Source organism: Streptomyces sp. NPDC017056, assembly GCF_044332485.1.
Classification (GTDB): domain Bacteria; phylum Actinomycetota; class Actinomycetes; order Streptomycetales; family Streptomycetaceae; genus Streptomyces.
This window is the reverse complement of the sequence record NZ_JBIRPD010000001.1, coordinates 128091-146442: the sequence shown is the minus strand read 5'-3', so window position 1 is coordinate 146442 and position 18352 is coordinate 128091. Positions and strand designations below refer to the sequence as shown.

At 73.4% G+C, this 18352-nt stretch carries 17 protein-coding genes; 7 read left to right on the top strand and 10 right to left on the bottom strand.

Annotated features, from left to right (window positions below):
- The first annotated feature begins 30 nt into the window (after window positions 1-30).
- From pelF to ACH4OW_RS00645, 4 genes are all read left to right on the top strand, one after another.
- The gene (gene pelF / locus ACH4OW_RS00660; RefSeq protein ID WP_398024421.1) at window positions 31-1527 is read left to right on the top strand and encodes a GT4 family glycosyltransferase PelF; all 1497 of its coding nucleotides are present in this window, start codon (window positions 31-33) and stop codon (window positions 1525-1527) included.
- A complete protein-coding gene (locus ACH4OW_RS00655; RefSeq protein ID WP_398023839.1) occupies window positions 1527-2990 on the top strand; it encodes a hypothetical protein in 1464 nt (487 codons plus the stop codon). Before pelF ends, ACH4OW_RS00655 begins: the two co-directional genes overlap by 1 nt.
- 128 nt (window positions 2991-3118) lie before the next feature.
- Entirely contained in the window at window positions 3119-3814 is a 696-nt protein-coding gene (locus tag ACH4OW_RS00650; RefSeq protein WP_360138927.1) for a spherulation-specific family 4 protein, read from the top strand.
- Entirely contained in the window at window positions 3811-4683 is an 873-nt protein-coding gene (locus ACH4OW_RS00645; RefSeq protein WP_398023836.1) for an endo alpha-1,4 polygalactosaminidase, read from the top strand. Before ACH4OW_RS00650 ends, ACH4OW_RS00645 begins: the two co-directional genes overlap by 4 nt.
- A gap of 1 nt (window position 4684) precedes the next feature.
- Here the strand turns inward: ACH4OW_RS00645 and ACH4OW_RS00640 are convergent, their stop codons facing one another.
- Together ACH4OW_RS00640 and ACH4OW_RS00635 are read right to left on the bottom strand one after the other, a co-directional pair.
- Window positions 4685-5332 carry a hypothetical protein gene (locus ACH4OW_RS00640; protein WP_398023834.1) on the bottom strand — a complete coding sequence of 216 codons (648 nt, stop codon included), beginning with the start codon at window positions 5330-5332 and terminating at the stop codon, window positions 4685-4687.
- 41 nt (window positions 5333-5373) lie between these two features.
- Window positions 5374-6192: an adenosylcobinamide-GDP ribazoletransferase gene (locus ACH4OW_RS00635; RefSeq protein ID WP_398023833.1), complete on the bottom strand. Its 819-nt coding sequence runs from the start codon at window positions 6190-6192 to the stop codon at window positions 5374-5376.
- 78 nt (window positions 6193-6270) lie between these two features.
- On the opposite strand from ACH4OW_RS00635, the gene ACH4OW_RS00630 reads away from it, so the two are divergent.
- Window positions 6271-7008, top strand: coding sequence for a hypothetical protein (locus tag ACH4OW_RS00630; RefSeq protein WP_360138915.1), 738 nt, complete (start codon window positions 6271-6273; stop codon window positions 7006-7008).
- 44 nt (window positions 7009-7052) lie between these two features.
- Here the strand turns inward: ACH4OW_RS00630 and ACH4OW_RS00625 are convergent, their stop codons facing one another.
- From ACH4OW_RS00625 to ACH4OW_RS00600, 6 genes are all read right to left on the bottom strand, one after another.
- On the bottom strand, window positions 7053-7391 hold the full coding sequence (locus tag ACH4OW_RS00625) for a hypothetical protein (protein ID WP_398023830.1): 339 nt from the start codon (window positions 7389-7391) through the stop codon (window positions 7053-7055).
- Between the two features lie 60 nt (window positions 7392-7451).
- Window positions 7452-8147 (bottom strand): hypothetical protein, encoded by a 696-nt coding sequence (locus ACH4OW_RS00620; RefSeq protein WP_360138912.1) that lies wholly within the window; start codon window positions 8145-8147, stop codon window positions 7452-7454.
- Window positions 8144-9913, bottom strand: coding sequence for a phosphatidylglycerol lysyltransferase domain-containing protein (locus ACH4OW_RS00615; RefSeq protein ID WP_398023828.1), 1770 nt, complete (start codon window positions 9911-9913; stop codon window positions 8144-8146). Before ACH4OW_RS00615 ends, ACH4OW_RS00620 begins: the two co-directional genes overlap by 4 nt.
- A gap of 92 nt (window positions 9914-10005) precedes the next feature.
- Complete coding sequence (cobT, locus tag ACH4OW_RS00610) at window positions 10006-11052, bottom strand: nicotinate-nucleotide--dimethylbenzimidazole phosphoribosyltransferase (protein ID WP_360138906.1); 1047 nt, start codon at window positions 11050-11052, stop codon at window positions 10006-10008.
- Between the two features lie 10 nt (window positions 11053-11062).
- Entirely contained in the window at window positions 11063-11770 is a 708-nt protein-coding gene (locus tag ACH4OW_RS00605) for a class I SAM-dependent methyltransferase (protein ID WP_398023825.1), read from the bottom strand.
- Window positions 11771-11833: 63 nt separating this feature from the next.
- The gene (locus ACH4OW_RS00600) at window positions 11834-13081 is read right to left on the bottom strand and encodes a bifunctional adenosylcobinamide kinase/adenosylcobinamide-phosphate guanylyltransferase (RefSeq protein WP_360138900.1); all 1248 of its coding nucleotides are present in this window, start codon (window positions 13079-13081) and stop codon (window positions 11834-11836) included.
- Window positions 13082-13314: 233 nt separating this feature from the next.
- Here ACH4OW_RS00600 and ACH4OW_RS00595 point away from each other — a divergent pair, with 233 nt between their 5' ends.
- Window positions 13315-13521 carry a hypothetical protein gene (locus ACH4OW_RS00595; protein ID WP_360138897.1) on the top strand — a complete coding sequence of 69 codons (207 nt, stop codon included), beginning with the start codon at window positions 13315-13317 and terminating at the stop codon, window positions 13519-13521.
- 57 nt (window positions 13522-13578) lie between these two features.
- On the opposite strand, the gene ACH4OW_RS00590 is transcribed toward ACH4OW_RS00595, so the two are convergent.
- Together ACH4OW_RS00590 and ACH4OW_RS00585 are read right to left on the bottom strand one after the other, a co-directional pair.
- Window positions 13579-14676, bottom strand: coding sequence for a trypsin-like peptidase domain-containing protein (locus ACH4OW_RS00590; protein ID WP_360138894.1), 1098 nt, complete (start codon window positions 14674-14676; stop codon window positions 13579-13581).
- 15 nt (window positions 14677-14691) lie between these two features.
- Complete coding sequence (locus ACH4OW_RS00585) at window positions 14692-16503, bottom strand: ABC transporter ATP-binding protein (RefSeq protein ID WP_360138891.1); 1812 nt, start codon at window positions 16501-16503, stop codon at window positions 14692-14694.
- Window positions 16504-16720: 217 nt separating this feature from the next.
- Between ACH4OW_RS00585 and ACH4OW_RS00580 the strand changes: the two genes are divergently transcribed.
- Window positions 16721-18352 (top strand): DUF4157 domain-containing protein, encoded by a 1632-nt coding sequence (locus ACH4OW_RS00580; protein WP_398023822.1) that lies wholly within the window; start codon window positions 16721-16723, stop codon window positions 18350-18352.

Genomic DNA, 18352 nt, shown 5'->3' with positions numbered 1-18352 from the left:
GACGCACCACAGCCCGGCAGGCACGTCACCATGCTCACCGAGGGGACCTACCCGCACGTCCACGGCGGCGTCTCCACCTGGTGCGACCAGCTCGTACGGGGCATGCCCGAAGTCCGCTTCAACGTCATCGCGCTCACCGGCAGCGGCCGTGAGCCGGTGACCTGGGACCTGCCGGGCAACGTCTACGCGCATTCCTCCGTCCCCATGTGGGGCCCGCCGCCGGGCCGGCGCACCCACGGCCTGTCCCGGGGCCGCGAGCGCCGCCGCTTCGTCGACACCTACGAGCGCTTCCTGCTGTCCATGCTCGACCCGCAGTCCTGCACCGACTTCGGCACCGAGCTGTACGCGCTGGCCGCGCTCGCCCGCGAAGGGCGGCTCAGCGCCGCGCTGCGCACCGAGTCGGCGCTGCGCTCCCTGATGTGGATCTGGACCCTGCCGCACGTCGCCACGCGCGAGGCGAAGCCCACCGTGCACGACGCGCTGACCGCGACCGACCTGCTGGAACACGCCCTGCGGCCGCTGTCCGTACGGGTGCCGACCGACAGCGTCGCGCACGCGGTCAGCAACGGTTTGGCCTGCCTGCCCGCGCTCGCCGCCAAGGAGTTCGACGACGTACCGTTCCTGCTCACCGAGCACGGCATCTACCTGCGCGAGCGCTACCTCGGCTACCGCCGCGACGCCCAGCGCTGGCCGGTCAAGGCCCTGATGCTCGGCTTCTACCGGCAGCTGACGATCGAGAGCTACCGGGCCGCCGACCTGATCACACCGTGCAACAAGTACAACACCCGCTGGGAGGAGCGCGGCGGCACCCCGCCCGAGAAGATACGTACCGTCTACAACGGCGTCGACGTGCAGCTGTTCCCGCACGCCGAACAGGAGCCGGACGAACCGACGCTGAGCTGGGCCGGGCGCATCGACCCGATCAAGGACCTGGAAACCCTCATCCGCGCCTACGCGCTGTGCCGCGCCGAAGTCCCCAACCTGCGGCTGCGGCTGTTCGGCGGGGTACCGGCCGGCGGCGAGGCGTACAAGACCCGCTGCGAGAAGCTGGCCGCCTCGCTCGGCGTGACCGACGGGATCGGCTGGGAGGGGCGCATCGACGACGTGGCCCGCGCCTACGCGGCCGGCAGCATCGTCATGCTCTCCAGCATCTCCGAGGGCTTCCCGTTCAGCCTGATAGAGGCCATGTCCTGCGGCCGTTCCACCGTGTCGACCGACGTCGGCGGGGTGCGCGAGGCGGTCGGTGACACCGGGCGCGTGGTACCGCCGCGCGAACCCGAAGCGATGGCCAAGGCCACCCTCGAACTGCTCAAGGGCGGCTGGGAGAAGCGCGCCGAACTCGGCAGCCGGGCCCGGCAGCGGGTGATCGACCAGTTCACGCTGCGCCGCTCGGTCGACGGCTTCCGCACCATCTACCGCGAACTCGACGGCGCGGACCGGCCTGCCGCGGAGCACCCCCGGGAGGAGTGGACCCTCCAGCTGCGCGGACCGTGGAACACCCAGCTCGCCGCCGACGGGGCGGGCTGATGAGCGGATCCCTGTGGCTGGTCCCCGGCGAGGGCCAGGACCGCAAGGACGACCTCCCGGACGTGCCGCGGCCCCAGCGCCCCCACTGGGCCGCGCCCGACCCGGTCGACGAACTCGCCCAACGCATGGGCGACCTGATCGCCGGGGCCGTGCACCCCGACGAGATCGCCGCCATCATCGAGTCCGACGGCATGAGCGACGACCAGATCAAGCTCACCTACGGGCGCGATAACTCCTTCGCCCTCGCCGAGGAACTGTGGGACCGCGTCCCGCGCACGTACCCCGAACCGGACCGCCCGTTCACCGACCCCTGGCGGGTCAGCCTCCTCGGCTGCCTGCTGCGCGCCCTGGTCTTCGCCCTGCCGGGACTCGCCTACATCGTCGGCTCCCACCTGCTGTCCGGCCCGCCGGACGCCCGCGGGCTGCCGGCGGGCACGCTGCCGCTGCTGGCGGGCGCGCTGACCGGCTGGGCCTGGAACCAGGCGCTCGCCCACCGCGCGTACTCCTGGCTGGGCGCCGGCGAACGGTGGCCCGCCGCCCGCGCCCTCGCCCTCGGCGCGCCCGCCGGAGCGGTGGCCGGCGCACTGATCGCCTGGGCGGCCGCCGGCATCGACGCCGACGCCCCCGGCTCGGTGGCCTTCGCCGCCGGCCAGGCCGGCTACCTCGGCGCCGCCACCGCCCTGCTCGTCTTCGGCCGCGAGCGGTGGCTGCTGTGCGCGCTGGCGCCGGTCGGGCTCGGCGCCGCGCTGATGGCGGTGTACGTGCCGCCGGACCCCGTACGGACCGCCCTGCTCGTCCTCTCGCTCGGCACGGCGGTCGCGCTGGCCGCCGTCACCGTCCTGCGCTGCCGCCGCGAGCCGCGCACCGACGGACCGGCGCCGCGCGCGGTCGCGTCCGTGCCGTACGGGCTCTTCGGCCTCGCCGTCGGCGTCCTGGTGCTGCACACGGCGCTCGGCGACGTCCTGCGGTACGGGGCGAAGGCCCAGGTCGCCGCGCCCGCGGCGGTGGCCCTCACGCTCAGCATGGGACCCGCCGAATGGCTGTTGTACCGCTACCGCAGCCGCGCCCTGGCCGGACTGCGCACCAGCACCACCCTGGCCGGCTTCTGGCGCGCCACCTCCGGAGCGCTGGCCTGGTGCCTGCTCTGCTACCTCGCCGTGCTCGCGCTCCTCGGGGCGGCCGGAACCCTGCTGTGGCAGGGCGGTCCGCCGGCGGACGCGTCACACGCCCTGGGGCTGCTGTGCCTGGGCACGGTGCTGTGGATCGCGCTGCTCCTCCAGGCGTTCGGTGCCGTGCCGGTCGCGGCGGCGGTGTGCGGCGCGGCCGCGATCGCCCAGACCGTCGTCCTGGCCACCGGGCCGCTGTCCCCGGCCGCCGGCCAGCTGGCGGTCTGCGGCACCGCCGCACTCGTCCTGGCCGCCCTCGGCTCCACCCTGCTCGCCCGTGTCACGGCCCACCGCTGAGGCACGAGGCCCGAGTTGGTCACCGGCAGGTGTCCGTGGGCCGGTGCCGGGACCCCGCACCCCCACCCATATCCTCAGGATCCCACCGTATTTCGTCATTTCCTGATGTCCTGACAGGAGCCCCGTCCATGACCCGGCCGCCCCCGCGACAGCCCGCCCCGCCCTCCCGCCAGCTGCTGGTCCCGCTCTACGAGCACCCGGCGGAACGGCCGGACGCCTGGCGGCGGCTGATCGCGGCGGCACCCGCCCTGTACGGCGTCGTACTCAACCCGGCCAACGGCCCCGGCACCGCCCCCGACCCGCACTTCGCCGAGGTCGCCGGGCTGCTGAGGGAAGCGGGCGTCCGCACCCTCGGCTACACCGACACCGACTACGGCCGCCGCCCGCACGCGGACGTCGTCCAGGACCTGCTGCGGCACCGCGACTGGTACGCGGCCGACGGCGCGTTCTTCGACCAGGCCGCCGCCGACGCCGGGCTCCTCGCGCACTACAGCCGCCTGACGGTCGCCGCGCGCGCGGCCGGAGCCCGTACCGTCGTCCTCAACCACGGACTCCACCCGCACCCCCGCTACCTCGACTTCGCCGACCTGCTCGTCACCTTCGAAGACACCTGGACGGCGTACGAGACCGCGGAGATCCCGGCGTGGACCGCCCACCACCCGCCCGAGCGGTTCTGCCACCTCATCCACGGCGTGCCCGAAACCTGTGCGCGGGCCGCCGCCGAACTCGCCTCGCGGCGCGGTGCCGCCGTGCACTGCGCCGTCCCCGGCACCGTGCCGCACCCCTGGGACGCACTCCCGCCCTACCTGGAGACACCCCGATGAACCCCCCGCGCCTCCGCAAGAGACTCCTGCTCCTCCTCGGAGCGCTCCTGCTCGTCACCACCGCCTGTTCCCAGATCCCGTCAGAACCGCACGACAAGCCCAGCCCCGGCACGAGCAGCGGCACCGGCAGCACGGGCAGTCCCGGCAGCCCGGGCGGCGGCAAGCCCCGCCCCATCTGGCACCCCGAGCCCGGCACCGCCTGGCAGTGGCAGCTCACCGGCAAGCTGGACCTCTCCGTCGACGCCCCCGTCTACGACATCGACGGCTTCAACCAGAAGGCGGCCACGGTCGCCGAACTCCACAAGCGCGGCCGCAAGGCCATCTGCTACATCAGCGTCGGCGCCTACGAGAACTTCCGCCCGGACGCGCGCCACTTCCCCAAGGACGTCATCGGCGAGGACAACGGCTGGGAAGGCGAGCAGTGGCTCGACATCCGCCGCCTGGACGTGCTGCGCCCCCTGATGGCCAAGCGCTTCGACATGTGCCGCGACAAGGGCTTCGACGCCGTCGAGCCGGACAACGTCGACGGCTACAAGAACGACACCGGCTTCGACCTGACGGCCGGCCACCAGCTCGCCTTCAACCGCATGATCGCCAAGCTGGCCCACGACCGCGGCCTGTCCGTCGGCCTCAAGAACGACCTCGACCAGATCCCCCAGCTCGTCGGCGACTTCGACTTCGCCGTCAACGAACAGTGCGCCCAGTACGACGAGTGCGCGGCCATGACCCCGTTCATCAAGGCGGACAAGGCCGTCTTCCATGTCGAATACGAACTCCCGGCCGACCGCTTCTGCACCTCCACGAAGCGCCTGCACCTCAGCTCCATGCAGAAGCGGCTGCACCTGGACGCCTGGCGGAAGGCGTGCTGAATCACTGACCGGCCGCCGGCGGTGCCGCCGGGGCGGGCAGGTCCAGGGCGCGGCCGAGGGCGGAGGTGACGGGGCCGGCGTGGTCGGGCAGGTGCCGGGCGGCCCAGGCGGCGGCCGGCCTGAGGAAGCCGGTCAGGTCGCGCTCCGCTCCGGCGAGCAGCCGGCGCAGGTCGCCGACGGGCAGCTCGATCACCGGGCTGTTTTCCTGCTCGGCGTCGACGGTCAATCGGACGATGTCACCGTGCCGTTCGGCGAGCGGAGCGGGGTCGTGACCGAAAGAGGCCCAGCCTCTGCTGTCGACGACGTCGAACCAGTCGCGCCACTCCTCCAACCCGTTGCAGCAGCCCGGCAGCAGCGTCGTGCCGGTCGCGGTATCGGTGATCCGCAGGCCGCCGGGCGCGAAGAGGTTGTCCATGGTGAGCAGCCCGTGCAGGAAGCCGCCGAGCGGGTCGGCGGGCCGCGGTGGGCGGCCGTCGTCCTCGGTCTCGACGTTGTTGCAGTCGGCGATGCGCATCACCGCTGTGCCGACCTCGGCGGGTCCGAGCCGGTCGCTGAGCGGCAGGAAGCCGTAAGGCTCGGTCTCGGCGACGGGCCAGAGGGTGAAGTCGTCGGAGCCGTAGATCTCCAGGACGGGCTGCGCAATGATCACCGGGCAAGTGTGCGGGATGCCTGCCGCGTGCCGCACCGCGATTACCGCGGCCCCAATGCCAGCACCACCATCGCCACCGCCCCCGCCAGCTCCGCGATGGCGCCGAAGACGTCGCCGGTGATGCCGCCGAAGCGGCGGCGGCAGCGGCGCAGGGTCGCCTCGCCCGCGGCCAGGGCGAGGAGGGCGGCCAGGGTCGCGTGGAGGGCTCCGGGCGGGCCGGCGTGGGTGCCGGCGGCCGCGGCGAGGGCGACGACGGCGAGGGCGGCGGCGCCCGCCCCGCGCGGCGGTACCGTGCCGGCCACGGCGGCGCCCAAGCCTTCGGGGCGCGCCGGGGGGACGCCGGCGCGGGCGGCGAGGGTGAGGGCGCAGCGGGCCGTGACGGCCGCGACGACGGCGGCCGCCGCGCCGTGGGCCCAGCCCTGTTCGTACAGGTGGGCGAGGGCCGCGACCTGGGCGAGCAGGGTGAAGAGCAGGGTGATGACGCCGAACGGGCCGATGTCGGACTGCTTCATGATGCGCAGCGCGTCCGCGGCGGGTTTGCCGCTGCCCAGGCCGTCGGCGGTGTCGGCGAGGCCGTCCAGGTGCAGGCCGCGGGTGAGGGCGGCGGGGACGGCGGCCGTGCCGACGGCGGCGAGCAGGGGGCCGCTGCCCAGGAGGAGCAGCAGGGTGCCGAGGGCTGCTGCCGCCAGGCCGACGACCAGGCCCGCCACGGGCGCGCACAGCATGCCGCCGCGGGCCGCCGGCCGGTCCCAGCGGCGGAGCCGTACCGGCAGCACGGTGAGGGTGCCGAAGGCGAAGCGCATGGCGTCCCCGAGGGTGGGGGAAGGCGAGGGTCCTGAGGGGGCGGCGGCGTCGTTCATCGCGGCAGGCTAACCCGGCCGTCCCGGACCGTACGGCGCTAAATTGCCCCTATACGCGACAAATGGGGAGTACGTGGCATGGGTCACTGGTGGTTCCGCAACATCATCGAGCCGGGGAAGTTCCCCCTGCTGCTCGCACTCGTCTCCTTCGTGGCGACCTTCGCCGTGACCCGGATGATCACCCGGCTGATCCGGGCGGGCAAGGGCCCCTTCCGCAACATCTCGCCGGGCGGGCTGCACATCCACCACGTCGTGCCGGGGGTGGTGCTCATGGTGATCGGCGGGTTCACCGCCATCGCCGGCGGCCGCCACGGGTACGGGGCCGGGATAGCGGCGGTCCTGTTCGGGATGGGCGTCGGGCTGGTGCTGGACGAGTTCGCGCTGATCCTGCACCTGGACGACGTGTACTGGAGCGAGCAGGGCACCAAGAGCGTGGAGATCGTGATCGTCACGGCCGCGCTGGTGGCGCTGATCCTCGGCGGCGCCCTGCCGTTCGGGGTGAACGAGCTGGACCCCGACGAGTTCCACAACCGGTTCCAGGTGGTGCGGACCGTGGGGATCAACTTCCTGTTCGCGCTGGTGGCGCTCTTCAAGGGCAAGGGCAGGCTGGCGGTGATCGGGGTGTTCGTGCCGTTCGTCGCGCTGTTCGGGGCCGTCCGGCTGGCCCGGCCCAACTCTCCGTGGGCGAAACGGTTCTACCGGCGGCGCCCCAAGGCCCGCGCCAAGGCGAAGGTACGCGCCTTCCGGCACGACCGGCGCTGGAACGGGCTGCGCCGCCGGGTGAACCACGTCATCGGCGGGGCGCCGACCCACTGAGCCCGGTCGTGCCGTTCCGGGTCTCAGTGGGCGCGCGTTCGCCGTCAGGCCCGGGCCGCGCGGCGGCAGGCTTCGCCGGCCACCAGCGCGGGGACGTAGTCCCTCCGCAGTTCGGCGTAACAGGCACGGAAGTGCTCCGTACCGCCCTTGCCTCCGATGCGGCAGGCCCGTTCGGCGACCTCTTCGTTGGCGCCGGGGTGCTGTTCCAGCACGTAGTAGTAGCAAGCCTGCGGGGTGGCCTGGGCGGTCGGGGCTATGGCCATGGCGCCGCCGAGGGCGAGGGAGAGACAGCCTAGGGCGGCAGCGAGACGCTTGAGCATCGCGGTTCCTTTCGGGTGGTTCCCCGAGTACGTGACGTCGAGGGACAGCAGTCCCTCGCCCATCAACTCACCGCGGACGCCGCTTGCCCTCCCGACAGCCGCCATTCCGGTGACCGGTACGTGCTAGACGCCGGCCCTGACCCGCTGCTCGCCCGGCGGCTTGCGCCGGTGCAGCACCTCCCACACCCCGCACAGCGCCAGCACCGCGACGACGGCGGCGATGTGCTCCCGGCCCGCCAGGTTGTTCTTGATGAACACGACCTCGTAGACCATCGCCAGCACCACCAGTGCGCAGGTGAACCAGGCCCGGTAGACCCAGCACACGAAGATGCCGAGGCCGACCACGGCCGCCGAGGGGCCGGTGTCGTGGACGAAGGCATCGGTCGGCGGGAGGCCGATGGGGTTGTCGGGTCCGAGCCAGATGCCGATCCGCGCGTACATCGTCCCGGCGAGCGTGGCCGCGTACGCGATGACCAGCGTCCGGGCCCGGCCCAGGCAGATCTCGCAGATGCCGAAGACGAGCAGGAGCTGCGCCAGCGCGCCCCACACCGGCAGGTCCAGCGCGGGCACGAACAGCGACAGCGGGGTGCGCAGCAGCGCCAGCCACAGGTGCTCGTCGGCCTGGACGGAGCCGATGTTCTGGATGAACCGGTAGCCCCAGGACTGGTTCTGGACGACCTGGAAGAGGGAGGTGAGCAGGATGGCGGTGATCGTCATGGGGATCGCCAGCAGCTTTTTCGTGCGCAGGCCGGACCATACGGTCCTGACCAGCAGGCCCCACTCGGCACGCACGGCGCGGCGCAGGGCCGGCTCGCTCATCTCTTCGTCTCCAGGTGTTTGCGGTTGAGCCACTTCGGCAGGCCGGGGGCTTCCAGGAAGCCTTCGGCGCGGGCGGCGGCGAGACCGATGCGCAGCAGGTCGGTGCTCTTTTCGAAGAGCATGTACCGGGGCTCCCAGATGGGCCGGTATTTCGCGTTGGCGCGATAGAGCGATTCGATCTGCCACCACCGGGAGAAGAAGCTGAGCAGCGAGCGCCACAGGCGCAGCACCGGGCCCGCGCCGAGCCGCGCGCCGCGCTCGAAGACGGAGCGGAACATCGCGAAGTTCAGCGAGACCTGCGTGATCTCCACCTCCTTCGCCCGCTGGATCAGCTCCAGGACCATGAACTCCATCAGGCCGTTCTCGGAGTCGCGGTCGCGGCGCATCAGGTCCAGCGACAGCCCCTTGGTGCCCCACGGCACGAAGCTCAGGAGCGCGCGCAGCTCGCCGTCCGCGTCGGCGCATTCGAGCATCACGCAGCGCCCGTCGCCGGGGTCGCCGAGCCGGCCGAGGGCCATCGAGAAGCCGCGCTCGGTCTCGCCGTCGCGCCAGTCGTCGGCCAGCTTCAGCAGCCGGTCCATCTCCGCCTCGGGAATGTCCTCGTGGCGGCGGATGCGGACGGTGTAGCCGGCCCGCTTGACGCGGTTGTACGCCTGCCGGACGGTGCGCATGGCCCGGCCGTCCAGCGTGAATTCCTCGGTGTCCACGATGGCCTCGTCGCCCAGTTCCAGCGCGTCCAGGCCGTGCCGCGCGTAGATCGTGCCGCCTTCCTCGCTCGCGCCCATCACGGCCGGCGTCCAGCCGTGCGCGCGGGCCTCGGCGAGCCACAGGTCGATGGCGCCCGGCCACGCCTCGGGGTCGCCGATCGGGTCGGCGGAGGCCAGCGAGACCCCGCCGACGACGCGGTAGGTGACGGCGGCCTTGCCGGAGGGGGACCAGATGACGCTCTTGTCGCGGCGCAGCGCGAAGTAGCCCAGGGAGTCCCGGTCGCCCTGGCGGGCCAGGAGGCCGCGCAGCCGCTCCTCGTCCTCGGGGGTGATCGGGTCGGTGCTGCGTACGGAGCGGAAGGCGGCCCACAGCACGAGCAGCAGCAGGACCGTGCTCATGATGTTGATGACGACGTTGACCCAGTTCGGCGTGGCGATGCCGGGGAAGCGCTCCTCGTCGGCGGCGATGGAGACCAGCCGCATCACGCCGTAGCGCCAGCGGTCGGCGAAGGTGGCGTGGTGGCCGTCCCGCGCGGTGTTGGCGAGGGTCACGAAGAGCGCCGCGAGCAGCGAGGTGACCAGCAGGCCGCCGAGCGCGACGGCCGCGGCCAGCTTGGGGTTGGCGCGGTCGCCCTTGGCGTAGAACTCCGTGCGGCCCACGACCAGGGACACGACGAACAGCAGGGTCACGGCGAAGGAGAACCAGTTCTGCCCGTGCCGGCGGAACTCCGGCACGGCCACCATCGCCAGGGCGAACAGCACCAGGAAGAGCCCGGACAGTACGAGGTTGAGTATCCATGCGGCACGTTTGCGGCGCCGCATGGTGACCGCGAGGAACAGCGAGCAGACGCCGGCCGCGAAGCCCGCGGTGAGCAGGTACGGGGTGAAGAACTCGGCGACGTTGTGGCGGCGGATGTCCTGGCCGAACGACGCCCACACGGCGCTGAGAAAGTTGATGAAGGTGACGGCACGCAGGTACCACACGGCGAACGCGGCGCCGCGCTGTGACCACCGACCGCGGGTGCGGTCCTCATCCGGGCTCAAACGGACTTCTCCCATGAAGCTGGATCATATGGGGGCGCCGCCGATGCCCGGATTCGCGTGAATCCGGCCTGTTCGGGTGCGGGCCGGCCGTGGCCGGCCCGCACCGCTCAGTCGCGTACGGGCAGTTCTGCCGACAGGGCCGCGGCCGCCTGCACCAGTGGCAGGGCGAGCAGTGACCCTGTCCCCTCACCAGCAGTGACGCCGTGATCGAGCAAAGGGTTGAGTGCGATCCGGTCGAGTGCCTTGGCCTGCGCCGGCTCGCCGCTGACCTGCCCGGCCAGCCACCAGTCCGGCGCCCGGAACGCCACCCGCTGGGCCACCAGCGCGCAGGCCGCCGAGACCACCCCGTCCAGGATCACCGGCGTGCGCCGGACCGCGCTCTGTAGCAAGAACCCGGTGATCGCGGCCAGGTCGGCGCCGCCGGTGGCGGCCAGCAGCTCCAGCTGGTCGCCGAGGACCGGCCGGGCCCGGCGCAGCGCGTCACGGATCGCCGCGCACTTGCGCATCCAGGCCAGGTCGTCGATGCCGGCCCCGCCGCGCCCGGTGACGACCGAGGCGTCGGTGCCGCACAGCGCGGCGATCAGCGCGCTCGCCGGGGTGGTGCCGCCCACGCTCAGGTCGCCGAGCGCGACCAGGTCCGTACCGGCGTCCGCCTCCTCGTCGGCGACCGCCATGCCCGCCCGGAAGGCGCGCTCCGTCTCCTCGGGCGTCAGTGCGTCCTCGATGTCGATCCGGCCCGAGCCGCGGCGCACCCGGTGCCGGGTGACCGCCTCCGGCAGCTCCGCCGGGTCGCAGTCCACCGCCATGTCCACGACCCGCACCTGGGCCCCGGCCCGGCGCGCCAGGATCGCGGCGGGGCTCGTACCGTCCAGTACGGCCTTCACGAGGTTCTTCGTGCTCCCGGCCGGGCGGCCCGAGACGTCCAGCGACGCCACGCCGTGGTCGCCCGCGAACAGCACGGCGCGTGCCCGCTCGATGGGCCGCACCGGCACCTGCTGCTGTGCGGCGGCCAGCCACTCGCCCAGCTCGTCCAGCCGGCCCAGCGCCCCCGGCGGCACCGCCAGCCGCGCCCGGCGCTCCTCGGCGTCGCGGCGCACACCGCCGTCGGGGCGCTCGATCAGGTGGGCGAAGTCATCGAGGTTCAGGGCGCTCATTCGGCGCAGATTACCGGGAACGGCGCCCGGCGGCCCGCTCCGGGTCGGCCGGGGCGCTCCCGGGGCGGCCGAAGCGGATCTCGGTGACCGCGGGGGCGGCGGAGCGCAGCAGCGGTACGCGGCCGCGCCACCGCGCCAGGCGGCCGGCGAGCGGCCCGCGGTCCGGCGGCGGCACCTCACGGACCGCGACGATGTTCGGGTGGGCGCTCGCCAGCTTCGGCCGGTCGGCGGCGTCCATGCCCCAGAGCAGCGGCGGCGCGTCCCGTTCCGTGGCGGCGCCGCCACGGGGCCCGGCCCGGCCCGCGCACCGGCGGGGCACCGTGTCGAAGACCAGCGCGCCGCCGGGGAAGCGTTCCGCGCACACCGCGAGCAGGGCCCGTACCCCGGGCGGCGGGAGGAACATCAGCAGGCCCCGCGCGACCACCACGACGCCGTGCTCCGGCGCGCGGACGGCCGACGGCCAGTCGGTGCCGGCCGCAGGACAGGCGATCGTCCGCCGCCGGGGCCCGTCCGGCATCAGTATCCGGCGCATCGCGGCGGCCTCCGGCAGCTCCACCGTCAGCCACTCCAGGCTCCCGTTGTCCAGCCGCCAGAACCCGGTCCCCAGCCCCTCGCCGAGCGCGACGACCGTCGCCAGCGGATGCCGCCGCAGGTACGCGCGCACGGCGAGGTCGAAGCAGTCGGCGCTACCGGTCGCCGGGCCGTCCGTATCGGTCACGGGGCCCAGCCCACCCGGCCCCGGCGGCGTGGGCAAGAGGACACGGGCGCCGGCCGGCGCGCGTCATCCGCGCAGCGCAAGCGCCTGACCGGCGACGACCAGCAGGACGTGCTCGCACTCGGCTCCGAACGCGGCGTTCAGCCGCCCCAGTTCGTCGCGGAAACGGCGGCCGGACGCGGTCGCCGGCACCACCCCCGAGCCGACCTCGTTGCTCACCGCGACCACCGGGCGCCGGGTGTCGCGCACCGCCGCGACCAGCTCGTCCACCCGCGCGCGCAGCTCCCGCTCGCCGCTCGCCGCCCACTTCCCGTCGTCCCACGCGCCGACCTCGTCCATGGCGTGCGTGAGCCACAGCGCGAGGCAGTCGACGAGGAGCGGGGAGCCGTCACCGGAAGGCCGGTCCTCCGTGCGGGCACCGCCCTCCAGGAGCGGCAGCAGGTCGCAGGTCTCGGTCGTACGCCAGGAGGCCGGGCGGCGCTCGCGGTGGAGCGAGACCCGCGCGGCCCACTCGGCGTCGCCGTCGCGGGTGCCGCCCGTGGCCACGTACAGGACGTCGGGAAAGGCGGCCAGCCGGCGTTCCGCCTCCGCGGACTTGCCGCTGCGCGCGCCGCCCAGGATCAGCGTGCGGCGCGGCAGGTCGGGCACCGCGTGGTACTCGCCGACCACCAGCGACGTGCCGTCCGGGACGGTACGCGCGCCCGCCGCCGCCAGCCGCCGGTGCAGCTCGGGGCCTGGCGGCACGTGGTGGTCCAGGTGGACGCCCAGTACGTCGGTCGCCGCGTCCACGGCGCCGCTCGCCCGCAGCCGCGCCAGCGCGTCCGGCCGCCCCAGGACGTCCAGCAGCACCATGTCGTACGGGCCGCCGCCCCTGCCGTGCCCCTCGGCCTCGCCGAGACCGGCCGGCGCGGCGCCGGGCGGCAGGTACAGCAGCCGTTCGCCCTCGGCGCCGCCGACCTCGTACCCGGTGCCCGGCACGTCCACGGCGACCGCCCGCACCCGGTGCCCGTCCAGCAGCGCCAGCTCCCGGCCGTCCGCCACCCGCCCCGGCTGCGGCAGCCCGGCCGGCACCTCCATCGCGGGCCCGTCGTGGGGGTGCGAGAGCAGCACCTGCCGTACGGCGGTGAGCGAGTGCCCGGCGCGGGCCGCCGCGAAGGCCGGCCCCGGGGTCAGGTCCAGGAGCAGTGCCCCGTCGACGAGCAGCGCGGTCGCCGCCCGCGCCTCGCCACCGACGGCGGTGGCGCAGGCGGCACAGGGGCAGCCGGGGCGCGGCAGCCCCTGGGGGGCTCCGGTGCCGAGGAGAGTCAGTTCCACCCGTCGATTTTCTCCCAGCCGGACGGCCGCAGCGCGCGGGGGCCGGTCTCGACACGGCCGTTAGGCTGCGGAACAGCACGTACGCGGGACGTACGCCGCGCGTTCGCGGGGAATACGCCGCACGTACGGCGTCCGTACGGAGCACCGGCGCAGGACAGGAGCAGCACGGCACCGGGCTCCGGTGCGCGGCGCTACGGCACGAGCAGGCACTCGGTGGGACCCAGGAGGCGGACATGGTGTGGACGTGGCGGTTCGAGAAGGCCGACGGTTCGGAGACGAGCCCCTCGGTCGAGCCGGAGGAATTCTCGACGCAGGGGGACGCGGAGTCCTGGATCGGCGAGGTGTGGAAGGACCTTCTTGAGGGAGGCGCCGACCGGGTGACGCTCTTCGAGGACGGCTCCGAGATCTACGCGATGAGCCTGCACGCCGACGCGGGCTGAGCGGCACGGCACCGGTGCCCGCCGCGCCGCGGCCCGGCGGGCACCTCCCGGCTTCCGCTAGATCGTCCCCAGCGTCACCTGCACCGTCTTCTGCGAGCCGTCCCGGTCGACGGTGACGTCGGCCTTGTCGCCGGGCTTCTTGCCCGCCAGCGCCTCCGACAGGGCCTGCATCGTGCTGACGGCCGTCCCGTCGAACTTCACGATGATGTCGCCGGCCTCGATGCCCGCCTTGTCCGCCGGGCCGCCGTCCTTGACGCTCACGACGCTGACGCCGGCCCCCTCGAAGTCCTCGCCGACGATGGTGCGCCCCGTGATGCCGAGCGCCGCCCGGCCCGAGTTGGTGACCTTGCCGTTCTTGATGATCTGGTCGGCGATGTTGCGGACCGTGGAGGCGGGGATGGCGAAGCCGATGCCGGGCGCCGCGCCCTCGCCCATCTGCGGGTCGGTGGCGGCCAGCGTCGGGATGCCGATGACCTGGTCGGAGAGGTTGACCAGCGCGCCGCCGCTGTTGCCCGGGTTGATGGCGGCGGAGGTCTGCACCATGTTCGAGAGGGTCGCGCCCGTGCCGCCGCCGCTGCTGGGCTCGCTGACGGTGCGCCCGGTCGCCGAGACGATGCCCTGCGTGACGCTGCCGGACAGGCCCAGCGGGCTGCCCATGGCGAGCACGATCTGCCCGATCTCGACCTTGGCGGAGTCGCCCAGGGTCGCGGGTTTCAGGTCCTTCGGCGCGTCGTCGATCTTGATGACGGCGAGGTCCTGCTCCGGGTAGGAGGCGACCAGCGTCGCGTTCAGGGAACGGCTGCCGCGCGCCGTGGTGACCTTGAACTTCTTCTCCTGGCCGACGACGTGGGCGTTGGTGACGACGTGGCCGCGCGCGTCGTACACCACCCCGGAGCCCAGCCCCTCCCCGGTGGTGATCTGGACGACCGACGGAAGGACGTCCTTGACCACCTTCTGGTAGGCGTTCTGCAGGTCGACGCTGACGCTGGGGGCCGCCGCCTTGGCGGGGGAGGTGGCGGCCTTGGATGCCGACGACGTGGCGTCCGCGGCGGACTCGGTGCCGGAACCGGAGCAGCCGGCCAGAAGAGCGGTCGCGCACAGGGCGGCCGCCGCGGCGGTCACCGCCCCGTGACGGGAGGTCAGTGAAGGCGTCATGTCTGGAGTGTCCCGTCAGGGCGTCCGGTCCGCCCGGATATCCGGCGCCGTGGCGAGAAACTGCGTGGCCGCCAGCTCCCCGTACAGCGGATCGGCCGCCACCAGCTCCTCGTGCGTACCCACAGCGCGCACCCGCCCCGCCTCCATCACCACGATCCGGTCCGCGAGCGTGACCGTGGACAGCCGGTGCGCCACCACCAGGACCGTGGTCGTACGGGCGGCCTCCGCGACGGTCTCCCGCAGCGCCATCTCGTTGACCGCGTCCAGCTGCGAGGTCGCCTCGTCCAGGAGCAGCAGCCGCGGTTCGCGCAGCAGCGCCCGCGCGATCGCCACCCTTTGCCGCTCCCCGCCCGACAGCTTGCTCCCGCGGTGCCCCACCGGCGTGTCCAGGCCGTCCGGCAGCCGCGCGACCAGGCCGTCCAGCCGGGTCCGTGCGAGCACCCGTTCGAGCTGTTCGCCGGTGGCGTCCGGCGCCGCGAACAGCAAATTCTCGCGCAGGGTGCCGGCCAGCACGGGGGCGTCCTGCTCGACGTAGCCGATCATCGACCGCAGCCGGTCCAGCGGCCAGTCCCGTACGTCCGTGCCGTCGACCAGCACCCGGCCGCCGTCCGCCTCGTAGAACCGTTCCAGCAGCCCGAAGACGGTGGTCTTGCCCGCGCCCGACGGGCCGACGAACGCGGTCATGCCGCCGCCGGGCACCGCGAAGTCCACGCCGTGGTGGACCGGCGGCAGCTCGGGGCGGTAACGGAAGGTCACCTTCTCGAAGGCGACACTCGCGGGGGCCGCGGAGGAGTCGCGCACGGTCCCCGCCGGCTGCGACTCCGGCGCCGGCTCCGTCTCCAGCGCCTCGGCCTCCGCCATCCGGGCGACCGCCGCCGACCCCACCTGATAGGAGGACGCCGCCTCCACCAGCCGGGATATCGGGTCGATGAGGTAGAAGAGGTAGAGCAGAAACGCGACCAGGGTGGCGATGTCACTGGCCCCCGAGGCCACCCGCGCGCCGCCGACGCCCAGCACGGCCAGGAACGACAGCTGGACCGCCAGCCCCACCGAGGTCATCGCGACCGACTGCCACTTCGCGGCCCGCAGGCCGCCGCGCCACGCCTCGCGCGCCGCCGCCTCGATGGCCGCGGCCTCCCGCGGCTCCGCGCCCGACGCCTTGACCGTACGGAACGCACCGAACGTCCGCTCCAGCGCGGTGGATATCGCCCCCACCGCCTCCTGCGCCCGCTTCGTCGCCTTCGAGATCTGCGGCATCACCAGCGCCAGCGAGCTGCCGATCAGCACGATCACGCCGACCGTGACGCCGAGCAGCACCGGGTCCAGCAGCGCCATCAGCACGACCGAGCCGATCAGGGTGACGCTGCCGGTCGCGGCCGAGACCAGCGACTGGGTGGTGATCGCGCGCAGCAGCGTGGTGTCCGAGGTGACCCGCGACATCAGGTCGCCCGGCCGGCTGCGGTCGACCTCGGGCATCCGCAACCGCAGCAGCCGCGCGACGAGTTGGCGCCGCGCGGCCAGGACGACGGACTCCGCCGTGCGCTCCAGTACGTACGCGCCGAACGCCTCGACGGCCGTGCCCGCCACCACCAGGACGGTCAGCAGCACCAGCAGCGCCGTGATGGACCCGCCCCCGCCCAGCCGCTCGACCAGCACCTTCGCGGCCATCGGCTGGGCGAGGCCGGTGGCCGTGCCGACCAGGGTCAGGAAGCCGCCCAGGGCGATGGCCGGGCGGTGCGGCCGGATGTGGCCGTACAGCACCTGCCAGGTTCTGCGGACGGGCAGTCTGGGGGGCGGTGGCCCTTCGGGGGCGGGTTCGGTGGTCACGTAGGACAGGACGCGGGAAAGCGGCGATTACCTTACCTTTACCCGGACTTTCCGTGTCCTCTTCGATCGTCCTGTCTCCTGCCCCAATCCCTCTGGCACGCAAGGGCGGCAGGACTGCCCTTAAGGCTCTTCACGCGCGACTCCTCCCTGTCGTAGACAGAGGGCCGAGGCGATCGACGCAGGACGCCCCTTGGGCAGCGACGGAGTGGACGGACGTATGCACGCAGAGCGAGAGCGGAACCAGCGCGATGCTCCCGGCCGGCCCGTACGACCGGCGGGAGCCGCGCGGAACGTTCCGGCCGTCCGGCGGGCCGTCGCGGCGACGGGGCCGCTGACGGCCGCGCAGGTCGCGCGACTCCAGCAGACCGCGGGCAATGCCGCCGTCGTGCAGCGGCTCGCCCAGGACCAGGACCAGCACGCGGGGTGCGGAGACGGGTGCGGCCACGCACCGCACATCCAGCGTTCGACCGTCGCGAACGTCCTCAACTCGGCCGGCCGGCGCTTCGACGGCCCGCTGCGCAAGGAGGCGGAATCGGTCTACGGCGTGGACCTCTCCCACCTGGTCACGCACACCGACGCGCAGGCCCGGCAGTCCGCACGGGACATCGGAGCCGAGGCGTACACGCACGGCAACCACATGGTCTTCGACGGCGCCATGACGCGGAGGAAGGTGCTGCACGAGGTGGCGCACACCATCCAGCAGGTGGCAGGGCCCGTATCGGGCGTCGAACAGGCCAACGGGATGAGCATCTCGGACCCGCACTCGCCGGAGGAGATGCAGGCCGCCGCCATGGAGAACGCCAGTGCGCCGACGGCCGACATACAGCGGCTGCTCCCCGCTGTCACGGCGCCCGCGGCCGCTCCGGGCGCCGACGTGCCCGTCCAGCGCATGTTCCGGCGCTCCGGCCGTTCGCACGCCCAGCGCGAGAGAGAGCGGATCGAGGCCGAGAACGAGCCGCGCACCCACTCACGCACCCGCGCGGGTGCTGCCGGCAGCACCCGCCAAGTGGATCCCCTGCAAGCGGCCAACCGGCTCCCCCCGCCGCGCCGCGGACCGAGGGGCGAGAAACTCTGGGACGGCACCCGCAAGCGGCTCAAGTGGGAGGAGGGCGTCGTGGCCGCGGTACTGGCGACGGCGCCCAGCAAGCTGAGTTCGCGGACCGGCACGTACCGCTACGAGTGCTGTCTGTGCCGGAAGAAGGTCCTCAGTAAGGCGGCAGCGCGCAGCATCAAGGAGCACAACTGGTACGAGATCGATCACGTGGAAGGCATCATCGCCAACGTGCACCGCTCGGTGGACCCCATGAAGTGGACCGTGCCGCTGGGGGAGAACATCTACCGCGATGCCGAGGCGATCAGCTTGGCCGACGCCAATGCGGCGGGGAGCCAGATCAGAAACCTCCGCGTCCTGTGCCACGAGTGCAACGGCGGCCGCCGGGCGGCCAGCAGCGAGAGCCGTTTCATGGACATGTACGGCCCGCAGTGGACCAGCGGCGCCTACTACGGTCCCGGGGCCGAGCAGTACGCGGCCCCCGCAGCCGCGGGCCAGGCCGGTCCGGAGATCGTCACGGTCGGGCCCGGCGGCCAGTCGTACGGGGGCGAAGCGTACGGGGGCGAGGCGTACGGGGGCGAGGCGTACGGCGGCTACGGCGGCCAGTCGTACGGCGGCGCGAACGTCGTCACCGTCGGGCCCGGCGGCCAGTCGTACGGCGGCCAGGTCTATGGCGGCCAGTCGTACGGCGGCGAGTCGTCCTACAGTGCCTACGGCGGCTACGGCGGCTACGGCGGCCAGGAACCGGAAGACCCGGGCTACGACGTCGTCACCGTCGAGCCCCGGCGCCGCCGCTGA